Source organism: Micromonospora tulbaghiae, from assembly GCF_900091605.1.
Classification (GTDB): domain Bacteria; phylum Actinomycetota; class Actinomycetes; order Mycobacteriales; family Micromonosporaceae; genus Micromonospora; species Micromonospora tulbaghiae.
Genome location: NZ_FMCQ01000002.1, coordinates 743388 through 756650 on the forward strand (window position 1 = coordinate 743388; position 13263 = coordinate 756650).

Consider the following 13263-nt stretch of genomic DNA (forward strand, 5'->3'; position numbering starts at 1 on the left):
ATGGAGGTTCCGTCGTCGACCGGGGGATGTCATGACGCGCCTGCTCGCCTGGGTCGTGACCAATCTCGACGCGTTCATCGGCCTCGTCCTGGCACTCACGGTGTCCGTGCTCGGCCTCACCAACGCGGTCGACCAGGAGGTCGTCAACAGCGCGATCCTGCTGGTCCTGGGCCTGCTCGCGCAGGCGATGCTGCGGGACCGGCTGCGCCGGCGCACCACCGAGCGGGAGGTCCGCCAGGTCATCTCGGACACCCGTGACCGGCTGACCGACCTGGTGCCGCAGATGCAGGAGATCACCGGGCCGGAGGGCGCGCTGAACCGGGCCCGCGAGGCCATCGACAGTGTCTCCATGGTGCGCGTGCTGCACGGCAGCGAGGTCGGGCAGGCGCTCGCCGAGGCGCGGCGGCACACCGATCAGTGGAGCTTCAAGGGCGGCACCGGCACCTTCCTGCGCGCGGTCACGCTGCCCGACTGCCTGGAACACGCCCGGCGGCGCAACGCCACGCTCACCGTCGCGATCGAGATCATCGACCCGACCGACGAGGAGGTCTGCGAGCGGTACGCGCGTTTCCGGCGCAGCCTCGACCCGGACGCGCCGGGCGAGCCGTGGACCGTCGACCGCACCCGCAAGGAGTCGTACGCGACCGTGCTGGCCGCCTGCTGGCACCTGCAACGCTCCGGCCTGCTCACCGTCGACGTCCGGCTCTCCGCGCAGATGACCACGTTCCGCTACGACCTCTCCTCCTCCTGCGTCGTCATCACCCAGGAGAACCCGCAGACGCCCGCGCTGCGCATCGACCGCGGCGAGGTCTACTACAACCGTTTCAACATCGAGCTGGACTACAGCCGCCGGCAGAGCCGGCGCGTGCCGATCGAGGCGGCGGCCCAGGTCAAGCTCGACGACGAGCCGTCGGTCGAGCAGGTACGGCGGTTGTTCACCGCCCTCGGCCTGACGCTGCCCCGGTCCTTCGGCGACCGCGAGGTCGCCGACATCATCGGCAAGGCCGTCCAGGCGAGGAACCCCTACTCATGACCAGTTACGCCGACCTCGAACGGGAGATCGACCGGGGCACCCGGCCGGAGATGCTGCGCGGCTGGGTGCTGGACGTGCTCGGCGACGTGGCCGACGGGCGGCGGCCGCTGCGCGCGGTCCGGCACCCGCTCGGCTTCACCTGCCTACCAGTGGAACGCGACGGCCCGGACGGCATCTGCGTGCACGCCTGGCCGGCCGACCCGCCGCCGGTGCGCCCGACCACCTCCACGATGCACTCGCACAGCTGGGACCTGCTCAGCCACGTGCTGCACGGCACCGTCCGCAACGAGCTGATCGAGGTCGACGACGCGCCGGCCGACCCGTCCTGGCGGATCTACGAGGTGCACAGCCTCGGTGAGGTGGACGAGATGGCCGCCACCGACCGGCTGGTCACCGCGATGACCGCGGCGGTGGAGACGCACTCCGCAGGCGACTCGTACGCGCTGCGCGCCGGTGGTTTCCACACCTCGGAGGTCGACGCCGGTGAGCCGGCTGTGACAGTGGCGCTCGGCCGGACCACTCCCGGCACGTGCGACCTGAGCCTCGGCGCGGTGGACGGGCGCAGCCACCGGGTACGCCGGGACCGCTGCGACGCGGCGGAGACCGCGCGGATGGCGCGACAGATCGCGCGACTGGTGGCACGGGGCTGACTGGCTGGAGGAGCCATGGATGTGGAGCCGAGCAGAGGCGGGCCCGACCTGCGCGACGCGCACCGGTTCGCGGTGGAGGCCGCGCAGGCGGCGGGCCGCCTGCTGCGCCGGGGCACCCGGGGGGAGGTGCACGCCCGGGCCAAGAACGACACCGGTGACCTGGTGACCGACCTCGACCTGGCCGCCGAGCGGCTGATCGTCGACCGGATCCGGGCGCGCTGGCCGGAGCACGGCGTGATCGCCGAGGAGGGCGGCGAGTACGCCCCGGACACCACCTGGGCGTGGCTCGTCGACCCGCTCGACGGCACCAACAACGTGGCGATCGGGCTGCCCGCGTACGTGGTGGGGATCGCCCTGTGCGACCGCGGCTCGCCGGTGCTCGGCGTGGTGCACGACCCGGTCGCGGGCCGTACCTGGTCGGCGGTGCGCGGCCGGGGCGCGTTCGTGCACGCGTCCGGCCCGGCCGCGCGGCCGCTGCGGGCCGCGCACCGCCCGGTGCCGTCCGCGCCCGTGCTGGCCTGGACCCAGGGGCACGAGGTACGCCGGGACGACAGCACCGCCCGGGCGCTGAAGGTGGTGCTGGACACCAGCGCGCGCCGGGTGCTGCAACTGTGGGCGCCGCTGCTGTCCTGGGTGATGCTGGCCCGCGGCGACATCGACGGCATCGTCGGCTACCGCCCCGAGGCGGTCGACCTGCCCGCCGGGATGCTGCTCGCCGTCGAGGCCGGCATGGCGGTGCGCGCGCTCGACGGCGGCACGTTCGACGACCGGTACGGCTGCCCGGCGGACCGGCGCAGCTTCGTGGCCGGGCCACCGGAGACCATCGACCGGCTGGTCAAACTGGTCACCGCGGCACAGTGGATCGAGCCGCAGGTGCGCCGGCTCACCCCGGTCGGCCTCGGCTCGGTCGGCTGGTGAGCCGGAGTCCGCTAGCCTCGGCCGGATGGCCGCCAGACAGCTCAAGCTCGGGCTCCGGGTCCGTGACCTGGACCGTTCCCACCGGCTCTACCTGCGACTCGGCTTCAAGGAGATCCCGCAGACCGACCAGGCGAACCTGCGCTACCTCACGTTCGGCCACACCTGGCTGATCCTGTCCGACCTGCACCGCCACGGGCACCACAACGCGGAGCGGGAACGCGAGGTCAAGGCCGGGCCGCCGGGGCTCGGTGTCGTGCTCACCGTGCCCACCGCGGACCTGGACGCCACGTACGCGCTGTGGCGCGACGAGGGGCTGCCGGTGACGCTGGAGCCGGAGGACGTGGGCTGGGCGCGGATCTTCTACGGGCTCGACCCGGACGGCTACGAGGTCATGTTCGAGCAGTTCCACCCGACTGCGCGCGCCGGCGCCTGACCGGCGGCGAGGGTCGCCGCGGCGGGTCAGGCTGCCCGCCCCGACGGCGCCCGCTCGGCCAGGAAGCCGGCCCAGGTCCGCACGCCCCTCGCGGCACCCGGCCGGGCCAGGTTCGCGCCGTCCCGGTACGCCCGGCCGGCCCGTCCGGGAATGCGCACCGGGAGCCGCGCCCGGCGCTTCCCGGTCGCCGCCAGGTATCCGGTCAGCAGATCGCCGATGCCGTACGTATCAGGCCCGGCCAGGTCCGGGACCAGCCCGGCCGGCGCGCCCAGCGTCAGTTCGGCCAGCCGGGCCGCCACCTCGGCCGCGTCGACCGGCTGCAACCGCAGCCCACCCGGCACCGGCACCACCGGCAGCCTCGTCATCGCCGCCAGCATGGACAGCACCAGGTCGTGCACCTGCGCGGCACGCAGCACCGTCCACGGGACGCCGGAGTCCGCCACCGCGCGTTCGGCGTCGAGCTTGGACCGCGTCCAGGCCAGCGGCACCCGGTCGGCGCCGGTCACCGAGATGTGCACCAGGTGCGTCACAGCGGCCCGGCGCGCGGCCCGGGTCAGGTTGGCGGCGGCGCGGTCGTCGCCCTTCGCGCCGCCGGCCAGGTGCAGCACCGTGGACACCCCGCGCAGGGCGCGGTCGAGGTCCGCGCCGGTGAGCAGGTCGGCGGTCACGTGGGTGACGCCGTCGCCGGGAAGTCCGCCGCGCCGGGTGAGCACGCGCACCGGGTGCCCGGCGGCGCGCAGCAGCGGTACGACGTGCCGGCCGATCGTGCCGGTGCCGCCGGTGACCAGAATGGGTGCGTTCATCGTCGTCCTCCCGTTGTCGGTGCTGCCACATCGACCCGCGGCGGTCCGCCGATGTGACAGGTGTGAGCGCCGTCACCTCCGGTCACGTCGGCGGCCCCCGGCGGGTCGAGACGGTGTGCGGGAGGGAGTCTCAGGTGATGGACACCGGGCTGGCGGAGCGGTTCGAGCGGGAGCGGCCACGGCTGCGAGCGGTGGCGTACCGGCTGCTCGGGTCGCTCACCGACGCCGAGGACGCGGTGCAGGAGACCTGGCTGCGGTTGTCCCGCGCCGACGCGGCCTCGGTGGACAACCTGGACGCCTGGCTCACCACAGTGGTCGCCCGGGTCAGCCTCAACACGCTGCGGTCCCGCGCCGCCCGCCGGGAGGACCCGCTGGACGTACGCCTGCCCGACCCGGTGGTGGACGCCGGCGCGGGCGACCCGGCGCAGGCCGCGGTGCTCGCCGACTCGGTGGGCCTGGCGCTGCTCGTGGTGCTGGACACGCTGACCCCGGCCGAGCGGCTCGCGTTCGTGCTGCACGACATGTTCGGCGTGCCGTTCGACGAGATCGGCCCGCTCGTCGACCGCTCACCGGCGGCAGCCCGGCAGCTCGCCAGCCGGGCCCGCCGCCGGGTACGCGGACAGGCACCCACGCCCGATCCCGACCTGACCCGGCAGCGAGCGGTGGTCGACGCCTTCCTCGCCGCCGCCCGCGACGGCGACCTCGACGCGCTGATCGCCGTGCTGCACCCGGACGTGGTGCTGCGCTCCGACGCCGGGAGCGCCCACGCCCGCCACACGGTCGTGCTGACCGGCGCGGCGACCGTGGCGGCGCAGGCCACCACGTTCGGCCGGCTGTTCCCGCACGCCCGGCCGGTGCTCGTCAACGGCGCCGCCGGGGTGCTGGTGACCGCCGGCGACCGCCCGCTGTCGGTGATGGCGTTCACCGTCACCGGCGGCCGGATCGCCGCCGTGGACGTGATCGCCGACCCGCACCGGCTGGCCGCGCTCGGCCTCGCCGGCTGACCGGAGCCGCGGACTCGTCTCAGTCGCCCAGAGTCAGGTTGGCCATGTCGACCACCGGGCGGAAACCGAGCCGGGCGTAGAGCCGGTTCGACACCGGGTTGGCCTGGTCGGTGAACAGGCACACCCGCGCGCCCTCGGCGGTGAGCAGCCGGCACACCTCGGCGACCGCGTTTCCGGCCCAGCCGCGTCCGCGCTGCCCGGGTGGGGTGTAGACCGGTCCGACGCGGGCCACGCCGAACGACGTCGGGTTGGCGGCGGTCAGGTGCACCGGAGCACCCGACCCGTCGGTCCAGAACCAGACCCGCCCGTCTCGGATCCGGCGCAGCAGTTCGGCGCGGTCGGGCGTCTCGTGGGCGCTCGTCCCGCGCGGGCGGCCCGCCTGCTCGTCGGCGTCGGCCATGAACGCGCCGAACCACGCGGCGACCAGGCCGACGTCGCCCGCGGTGGCCGCCCGCAACGCGCCGGGCACCGGCGCGGGCGGCGTGAGGTGGCCGAGCAGGTGCAGCCGGGTGTGCTGGGCGACCTCGACCCGCCCGCCGTCGAGGCGGGCCACCTCGTCGGCGCAGGCGCGCACGGCGGGCAGCGCGCCGTTCACCGCGCGGACCCGCTCACCGCGCCGGTGCCACTCCCGGGCCAGCGCCACGGCGGCCTCCGGTGGCATGGGCAGCAGGAACGGCGGTCGAGGCGGGAACGGCGCGGTACGCATCGCGGCGCCCACCACCGCCCCGGAGGCGTCCCGGACCACGAGCCACCAGTCGTCCTCGGGCAGCGCGACGCCCTCGGCGCGGCGGGCCGCCATCCGGCGCGTGACGGTGGCGACGACGGTGTTGACCACCGGATCGGCGGCCAGGTACGCCTCGGCGGCGGCGAGGAACTCGCCCGGGTCGGTGCAGAAGTGCAACGTCGGCACGGCGGTCATGCGGGCCACGGTAGCCAGCGGCCGGGACCGCGCCGTAGCGGTTTTCCCGCCGCGGCTCAGGGGGCGATGCGCAGCCGGCGGATGTGCGTGTCGTCGTACTCCTCGAACCGGAACCGCAGCCCGGCGAACGGGCTGCCGGGGAAGTCGCCGCTGATCGTGGCGGTCACCACCGTCCCGGCCGGGGTCTGCTCGACGTCGGTGATCTCGTACGACACCAGCGGCGTGCCGCTGCGCCAGGCGCGGATCTCGTCGATCCCGCGGTGGGTGCGTCCCTCGTCCTCGACCACCGCGTCGTCGGCGAACAGCGCGAGGTAGGGCTCCTTGTCGGCCTGGCCGGCGAGCGCGAAGTAGCGGCGGACGATCTCTGGCGTGCTGCTCATGGTCGCGATGCTAGGCGCCGGGACCGACAAGGAGCGCCGTGACGGTGGCGGTGGTGGCGAGCACGGCGAGCGCGGCGCTGGTGGCCACGAACCGGCCCAGCGGCACGGCCACCCCGGCGGCCCGGCAGCGCTCGTACCAGATCAGTGTGGCCAGCGACGCCCACGGCGTGGCCAGCGGGCCGACGTTCGTGCCGATCAGCAGCGCCAGCAACTGGGTGTGCCGGTCGGCCGCGATCACCGCCTCGCCGGCCAGGTACGCGGGCAGGTTGTTGACCACGTTGCTGAACAGCGCGCCGACCGCGCCCGCCCGCAGTGCGCCCTCCGCGCCCGGGTCGGCGCCGATGAGCGTGCCCATCACCGTGTCCAGGCCGTACCGGCCGATGGTCTGCACGACCAGGAACAACCCGGTCACGAACACCAGCAGCCGCCACGGCACCAGCGCCGGCCGCAGCCGGTGCCGGGCGCGCACCGCGAAGCCTGCGACCAGGATCGCGGCGGCCACCCCGGAGGCGATGCCGATCTCCACCCCGGCGAGGATCCCGGCGACGAACAGCAGGCAGGCGGCGAGCGCGGTGCGGTAGAGCACCCGGTCCGGCGGCACGTACGGCGGCGGGACGAACGGGTCGGCCCCGGCCCGCGCCGGCCGCCAGTACCACCACCACAGCAGCAGCGCGGTCACCGCGACGGCGACCAGCTGCGGCCACCACATCCGGGCCGCCCACGGCACCGGGTCCAGGTCGACCCGGTCGCTGGCCAGGATGTTCGTCAGGTTGGACACCGGCAGCAGCAGGCTGGCCGTGTTCGCCAGCCACACGGTGGTCATGGCCAGCGGAGTCGGCGGCACGTTCAGCGCCCGGGCCAGCGCGATCATCACCGGCGTGAGCAGCACCGCCGTGGTGTCGAGGTTGAGCGCGATCGTGGTGATCGAGGCGAAGCCGACGCAGAGCCAGAACAGGGCACGGAAGCTGCCCCGCGCGGTCACCGCCACCCGTGTGGCCAGCGCGTCGAACACCCCGGCCACAGCGGTCAGCTCGGCCAGCACCACCACCGTGCCGAGGAAGATCAGGATCGGGATGATCCGCCGCATCGTGCCCTCGGCGTCGGCGCGGGGCAGCAGCCCGGTGAGCACACACACCACCCCGAGCACTGCGAGCCCGATGGCGATCCAGTCCAGCACGTGCAGGCGGCCCCAGCGGGAACGGTCGGGCACGGCGTTCGGCGGATCGCCGGGGGTCTCCACGAGGGATGATCCTCGCACATGCCCAGGCGGGCGGAGGAGCCCGACGCGGGCGGATCCGAGCTGCCGAGGGTGTCGATCTGTTGACCGTCGGTGGCCATAATGACCATGTGGTTGTAGGCGCGCACCCCACCCGGTCCGACCGCCCCATCGATTTCTTCATCAGCTACTCGCCCGCGGACGAACGCTGGGCCACGTGGCTGGCGTGGGAGTTCGAGGCGGCGGGCTATCGCACGCTGTTGCAGGCGTGGGACTTCGTGGCAGGCACCAACTTCATCGACTTCATGGACCGCGGCGTCCGTGAGGCCGAGGTGGTGGTGGCGGTGCTGTCGGAGCGCTACCTGCACTCGACGTACGGCAAGCTGGAGTGGCAGGCCGCGCTGCGCGCCGACCCGGACGGCACCGGCAACAAGCTCGTCACGGTACGCGTCGAGGACTGCCCGATCGACGGCCTGCTCGCCACCATCACCTATGTGGACCTGGTCGGCGTGGACGACCCGGTGCAGGCCCGCAACCGGGTGCTCGACCGCATCCGGGAGGCGCTCGACGGCCGGGCCAAGCCGATGCGGCAGCCGGCCTTCCCGCACCACCCGGCCGACCCGCACGGGGTGCTCGCCGCTCCCGCCGCCGGAGCGCCCGCGCCCCGCCGCGCCCGGCGTACCCCGATCAACCCGCCGCCGTTCCCGCCGGCCGCGGCGGCGCCACCGACCGCCCGGGACACCGTCACCGTGCTCCAGGTCGCCGGGCCGCGCTTCGGCCGGGGCGTGATCACCCCCGGCGCGCCGGTCACCCCCGGCGAGGTGCAGGAACACCTGATGGGCGACCTCACGCTGCTGATGAACGACGGCGTGCCCCGGCCGGACCTGCTCGTCGTCGCCGGCAACCTCACCGAGTCGGGCAGCCCGCGCGAGTTCTCCGACGCGCTGAGCTTCCTCACCGGCCTGCGGGTGCTGCTCGGGCTGGAACCGCACCGGCTGGTCGTGGTGCCCGGCCCACGCGACGTGACGATGGCCGCCTGCCGCGCGTACTTCGCCACCTGCGAGGCCGACGACGTCGACCCGCAGCCGCCGTACTGGCCGAAGTGGCGGCACTACGCGCGCCTGTTCGACGACCTCTACCAGGGCCTCGACGACCGGATCTTCGACAGCGAGCAACCCTGGACGCTGTTCCCGGTACCCGACCTGCGGGTGGTGGTGGCCGGGCTGAACTCCACCATCGCCATCACCCACCGCGAGGAGGACCGGTACGGCTTCCTCGGCGAGGCGCAGTCCAGCTGGTTCGCCCAGCGGCTGCGCCACTACCAGCAGTCCGGCTGGCTGCGGCTGGGCGCGATGGCGCACGCCCCGGGGGCGCGCAGCCCGTACGCCGACGAGGTGCCGCCGGACCCGGTGTCGCTGCGCGACCGCGGCTCGGTCAACCGGCTGGTCGGCCCGATGCTCAACCTGCTGCTGGCCGACGCCGCGCCGTCGGCCCGGGTCGACCCGGTGGTGCCGCTGGCCGCCGCGCCCCGCGACGGCCGGGCGCAGGTGCTGCGGCTCGGCGCCGACGGGATGACCCGCTGGGTGCTCGGCCGCGACGACCGGCTCGACGGCGGCGCGGTCACCGCCGTGTCCTGGCCGCACGCGGAGGCCACCTTCGGCGCGTCCGGCCCGGCCCAGGTGCCGGACCCGCGCCGCCCGGTCGCTGTCGAGGGGGCCACCCAGGGCGCGGCGGCGGCCGCCGCTCCGGTCGCCCCGGTGCAGCGGCTGCTGGACCGGCTCGCCGAGGTCTGCGAGGCCCGCTACGACCGGGTGGTGGTGCGCCGCGTCGGCACCGACCCGCCGCACCTGTACATCAGCTACCGCTCCGACGGGGTGGTCCGCCAGCAGCGCGTCGGCGCGCACGTGGGCAGCCCCACCGCCGCCGACGTGGACGTCTTCGCCCGCCGGGTGCACGCCACCGACCCGGACATCGCCTCCGAGCTGGTGTACGACGGCGACCGGGTGCCGCGGGGGCTGGCCGAGGAGGCGCAGCGCCGCGGCGTACGCGTGCTGCACCTGACCGAGTTCCAGGGCCTGCTCGACCTGCGCGAGTACGTCGCCGCGCAGACCGCCCGGCTCCAGGCCGACCGGCTCTATCCGCCCGGGCAGTACGTGCCGCAGCGCTACCGTCACCTCGTCGGCGCCGACCAGCGCGTCCGCGACGACGTGGTGGACGAGCTGCTGGAGACCGTCTCCGCGCCGGACGGCCGGTTCGTGCTGGTGCTCGGCGACTTCGGCCGGGGCAAGACGTTCGCGTTGCGGGAGGTGGCCCGCCGGCTGCCCACCGCCGCGCCCGACCTGATCCCGATCCTGGTCGAGCTGCGCGCGCTGGACAAGGCGCACTCCGTGGACGGCCTGGTCGCCGCGCACCTGGCCAACCACGGCGAGCAGGTGATCGACCTCAAGGCGTTCCGCTACATGCTGCGCCAGGGCCGCATCGTGCTGCTGTTCGACGGGTTCGACGAGCTGGTCGCCCGGGTCACCTACGACCGGGCGGCCGACCACCTGGAGACGCTGCTCCAGGCCGCCGAGGGCAACGCGAAGATCGTGGTGAGCAGCCGTACCCAGCACTTCAAGACCAACTCGCAGGTGCTGACCGCGCTCGGCGAGCGGGTCGGGCTGCTGCCGCACCGGCGCGTACTCGCGGTGGAGGACTTCACCCCCGGGCAGATCGAGGCGTTCCTGCGCAACCGGTACGGCGGCGACGAGCGGGCCGCCCGCGAGCGGATGGACCTGCTCGCCGGCGTGAAGGACCTGCTCGGGCTCTCCCGCAACCCGCGCATGCTCGGCTTCATCGCCAACCTCGACGAGGGGCGGCTCGCCGCGGTGGCCGGGGCGGGAGGCACGTTCAGCGCCGCCGCGCTGTACCGGGAGATCCTGGAGTCCTGGCTGGACTTCGAGGAGCGCCGCACCCAGGGCATCCCGGGCGCGCCGGTGAGCCTGCGCCGCCCCGAGCTGTGGCAGGCGGTGAGCCGGCTGGCGTTCCAGCTCTGGGAGAGCGGCGAGGCGTACCTGCGACTGGCCGAGCTGGCCGAGTCCACCGGCCGGCTCGCCGGGCGGGCCGACTCGCGGCTGTCCGGCCCGCAGGCGGCGCACGCGGTCGGCGCGGGCAGCCTGCTGGTCCGCACCGACGACGGGCTGTTCGGGTTCATCCACACCTCGGTGATGGAGTGGCTGGTGGCCGAGGGGGTGGCCGAGCAGATCAACAGGGGCGAGGAGCCGGGCGCGCTGGCGGTACGGTCGCTGTCCGCGCTCGCGGTGGAGTTCCTCGGCGATCTCGCCGACCCGGCCCGCTGCACCGCGTGGACCGCGCGGGTGCTCGGCGACGAGTCGGCGGGCGAGACGCTGCGCGCCAACGCGCTGCGGCTGTCCGCCCGGCTGCGCCTGCCCGACCGGGCCGACCTGCGCGGCGCGGTGCTGCGCGGCGAGGACCTGTCGCACCGCGAACTGGCCGGGGCCGACCTGACCGGCGCGGACCTGACCGACGCGCGGCTGGTCGCCACCAACCTGACCGAGGCACGGCTGGAACACGCCCGCCTGCGCGGCGCCCGCCTGGACCAGGCCCGCCTCGCCGGGGCGGACCTGCGCGACGCGGAGATGGCCGGCGCACGCCTGTTCCGTACCGACCTGCGCGGCGCGCGCGTCGCGGGCAGCAGCTGGCACCGCACCGCGCTCATCGACGCCAGCGCCGACCCGGCGCTGCTGCGCGCCCCGGAACTGCGCGGCGCCGTCGTCGCGCCGGGCCGGCCGGTCGCGCCGGGCCTGGCCCCGCCGGCGGTGGGCGTCGGCTACGGCTTCGAGACGGGCCGGCTGCCGGTGCCGGTGGCGTACAGCCCGGACGGCTCGGTGCTGGCCGTCGGCAGCGACGACGGCGGTGTGCTGCTCTGCGACACGGCCACCGGGCTGCCGGTGCGCACGCTCCAGGGGCACCGGTCCCGGGTGTACGCGGTCCGCTACGACGCCGCCTCCCACCAGCTCGTCACCGGCTCGGCCGACCTCACCGTACGGCTGTGGGACGCCGACCACGGCGACGTGCGGCACGTCATCGAGGACGTCTTCTCCGGCTGGGTCTGGCCGCTGCTCACCGACGGCCGCCGGGGCCGCCTGGTGGTCGGCGACGCCGCGGGCGTGGTGCGGCTGTACGACACCCGCGGCGCCCGGCTGCGCCACGAGTGGCCCGGCCACTCCGCGCCGATCTGGGGCACCTCGTTCAGCCCGGACGGGCGGCGGGTCGTGGTGGCCGACAGCGCCGGCACGGTCCGCGGCTGGGACATCCCCACCGGCAAGCTGGCGTTCGAGGTGCAGGAGCCGGAGGTGGTCTACCGGGTGGTGCACTCGCCGGACGGCCGGCTGCTGGCCGCCGTCGGGCAGCACGGCCGGATCTGGATCCGCCGGGCCACCGACGGCGAGCTGCTGCGCGCGCCGCGCGGCCACGAGGCCGACGTGTACGCCCTCGACATCCACCCCGACGGCACGCTCATGGCCACCGGCGACACGCACGGCGCGCTGCGGCTGTGGGAGACCGAGACGGGCCGGCCGGTGCGGGTGCTCGGCCGGCAGCGCGGCGCGATCTACAGCGTCCGGTTCAACGGCGACGGCAGCCTGCTCGCCACCGCCGCCAGCGACGGCGCGATCCAGCTCTGGGACACCGACGATGGGCAGGTACGGCACGAGCTGACCCGGCACCGCGGCTCGGTCTGGCCGGTGGTCTGGCGGCCGGACCAGAACCAGGTGGCGACCAGCAGCAACGACGGCACCACCCGGCTGTGGGACGTCCGTAGCGGGCAGCTCCAGCACACGCTGCGCGGGCACGGCCGCCGCGTCACCGCGCTGTCCTTCCGCGACGACGGCGAGGTGTTGGCCGCCTGCGGCAACGACGGCGTGATCCGGCTCTGGGAGCCGCGCACCGGCCGCCTGCTGCGGCAGCTCGCCAGCCCGGCCGACCGGCTGCTGTCGGTGGTGTTCTGCCCGGAGGAACCGCTGGTCGCCACCCCCAGCGGCGACGGCGGCGTGCACCTGTGGAACACCGACACGGGCGCCGACGAGCGTGAACTCAACGTGGACACCGACCACGTCTGGGCGGTCGCGTTCAGCCCTGACGGCGACGCCCTGGCCACCGCGAACGACGACGACACGGTACGCCTGTGGTACCGCCGTACCGGCCGGCACTTCGCCACGCTCACCCCGCACCGGGGGCGCGTGCGCACCGTCGCGTTCAGCCCCGACGGCGAGACCATCGCCACCGGCTGCGACGACCAGACGGTACGGCTCTGGGACGCCGCCACCGCCACCTGCCGCATGACCCTGGAACACCACACCGACCGGGTCTACTCGGTCGGCTTCAACAGCGAGGGCACGCTGCTCGCCAGCGCCGGCAACGACGGCACGGCGGTGGTCTGGGACGCGGTCACCGGCGAGCGGCGCCTGGTGCTCACCGAACACGACGGCCGGCTCTGGTCCTGCGCGTTCAGCCCGGACGGCAACCTGCTCGCCACCGCCGGGGACGACCTGGTGATCCGGCTGTGGGATCCGGTCACCGGCCGACTGCACGGCACCTTGGCCGCGCACACCCGGCGCGTCTGGTCGGTGCACTTCAGCCCGGACAGCAGCCTGCTCGCCAGCGCCGGCGACGACGGCACGGTACGGCTGTGGGACGTGGCCGACCCGGAGCACGCCCAGTTGCGGACCACGCTCATCGGCCTGCCGGACGGCTGGGCGGCGGTCAGCCCGGACGGCCGGTACAAGCTGGACGGCGACCCGGGCGGCCAGTTCTGGCACGTCATCGGCACGTGCCGCTTCGAGGTGGGCGAACTGGACCCCTATCTCACCCAGGTCCGCCGCCTGTCCGTGGACGCCCCCTTCTAAC

The 13263-nt window shown here is 74.8% G+C and carries 10 protein-coding genes; 6 read left to right on the top strand and 4 right to left on the bottom strand.

The window, feature by feature from the left end; all coding sequences use genetic code 11:
- Positions 1-31: 31 nt before the first annotated feature.
- The 4 genes from GA0070562_RS08430 to GA0070562_RS08445 are packed head-to-tail and all read left to right on the top strand — an operon-like array spanning position 32 to position 3034.
- Positions 32-1033 carry a hypothetical protein gene (locus tag GA0070562_RS08430; RefSeq protein ID WP_091418084.1) on the top strand — a complete coding sequence of 334 codons (1002 nt, stop codon included), beginning with the start codon at positions 32-34 and terminating at the stop codon, positions 1031-1033.
- Complete coding sequence (locus GA0070562_RS08435) at positions 1030-1683, top strand: sulfurtransferase TusA family protein (RefSeq protein ID WP_091418087.1); 654 nt, start codon at positions 1030-1032, stop codon at positions 1681-1683. The genes GA0070562_RS08430 and GA0070562_RS08435 overlap by 4 nt, the downstream gene beginning before the upstream one ends.
- Positions 1684-1698: 15 nt before the next feature.
- A complete protein-coding gene (locus GA0070562_RS08440; protein ID WP_091418091.1) occupies positions 1699-2601 on the top strand; it encodes an inositol monophosphatase family protein in 903 nt (300 codons plus the stop codon).
- A gap of 25 nt (positions 2602-2626) precedes the next feature.
- Positions 2627-3034, top strand: coding sequence for a VOC family protein (locus tag GA0070562_RS08445; RefSeq protein ID WP_091418095.1), 408 nt, complete (start codon positions 2627-2629; stop codon positions 3032-3034).
- A gap of 26 nt (positions 3035-3060) precedes the next feature.
- Here the strand turns inward: GA0070562_RS08445 and GA0070562_RS08450 are convergent, their stop codons facing one another.
- Positions 3061-3837: an SDR family oxidoreductase gene (locus tag GA0070562_RS08450; RefSeq protein ID WP_091418099.1), complete on the bottom strand. Its 777-nt coding sequence runs from the start codon at positions 3835-3837 to the stop codon at positions 3061-3063.
- Between the two features lie 137 nt (positions 3838-3974).
- Between GA0070562_RS08450 and sigJ the strand changes: the two genes are divergently transcribed.
- Positions 3975-4841 (top strand): RNA polymerase sigma factor SigJ, encoded by an 867-nt coding sequence (sigJ, locus tag GA0070562_RS08455; RefSeq protein WP_091418102.1) that lies wholly within the window; start codon positions 3975-3977, stop codon positions 4839-4841.
- 19 nt (positions 4842-4860) lie between these two features.
- On the opposite strand, the gene GA0070562_RS08460 is transcribed toward sigJ, so the two are convergent.
- Genes GA0070562_RS08460 through GA0070562_RS08470 form a run of 3 tightly spaced genes read right to left on the bottom strand, consistent with a single transcriptional unit; the run spans position 4861 to position 7380 of the window.
- Entirely contained in the window at positions 4861-5760 is a 900-nt protein-coding gene (locus tag GA0070562_RS08460; RefSeq protein ID WP_091418105.1) for a GNAT family N-acetyltransferase, read from the bottom strand.
- A 56-nt stretch (positions 5761-5816) separates the two neighbouring features.
- Positions 5817-6140 (bottom strand): nuclear transport factor 2 family protein, encoded by a 324-nt coding sequence (locus GA0070562_RS08465; RefSeq protein ID WP_091418109.1) that lies wholly within the window; start codon positions 6138-6140, stop codon positions 5817-5819.
- A 10-nt stretch (positions 6141-6150) separates the two neighbouring features.
- Complete coding sequence (locus tag GA0070562_RS08470) at positions 6151-7380, bottom strand: ArsB/NhaD family transporter (RefSeq protein WP_091418113.1); 1230 nt, start codon at positions 7378-7380, stop codon at positions 6151-6153.
- Positions 7381-7487: 107 nt separating this feature from the next.
- On the opposite strand from GA0070562_RS08470, the gene GA0070562_RS08475 reads away from it, so the two are divergent.
- On the top strand, positions 7488-13262 hold the full coding sequence (locus GA0070562_RS08475; protein ID WP_091418117.1) for a WD40 domain-containing protein: 5775 nt from the start codon (positions 7488-7490) through the stop codon (positions 13260-13262).
- Position 13263 lies beyond the last annotated feature (1 nt).

Bases quoted from the DNA above. Each gene is read 5' to 3' on its own strand.
- GA0070562_RS08445 (WP_091418095.1), top strand. From the start codon at position 2,627: ATGGCCGCCAGACAGCTCAAGCTCGGGCTCCGGGTCCGTGACCTGGAC.
- GA0070562_RS08435 (WP_091418087.1), top strand. From the start codon at position 1,030: ATGACCAGTTACGCCGACCTCGAACGGGAGATCGACCGGGGCACCCGG.
- GA0070562_RS08450 (WP_091418099.1), bottom strand. From the start codon at position 3,837: ATGAACGCACCCATTCTGGTCACCGGCGGCACCGGCACGATCGGCCGG.
- GA0070562_RS08440 (WP_091418091.1), top strand. From the start codon at position 1,699: ATGGATGTGGAGCCGAGCAGAGGCGGGCCCGACCTGCGCGACGCGCAC.
- GA0070562_RS08460 (WP_091418105.1), bottom strand. From the start codon at position 5,760: ATGACCGCCGTGCCGACGTTGCACTTCTGCACCGACCCGGGCGAGTTC.
- GA0070562_RS08430 (WP_091418084.1), top strand. From the start codon at position 32: ATGACGCGCCTGCTCGCCTGGGTCGTGACCAATCTCGACGCGTTCATC.
- GA0070562_RS08465 (WP_091418109.1), bottom strand. From the start codon at position 6,140: ATGAGCAGCACGCCAGAGATCGTCCGCCGCTACTTCGCGCTCGCCGGC.
- sigJ (WP_091418102.1), top strand. From the start codon at position 3,975: ATGGACACCGGGCTGGCGGAGCGGTTCGAGCGGGAGCGGCCACGGCTG.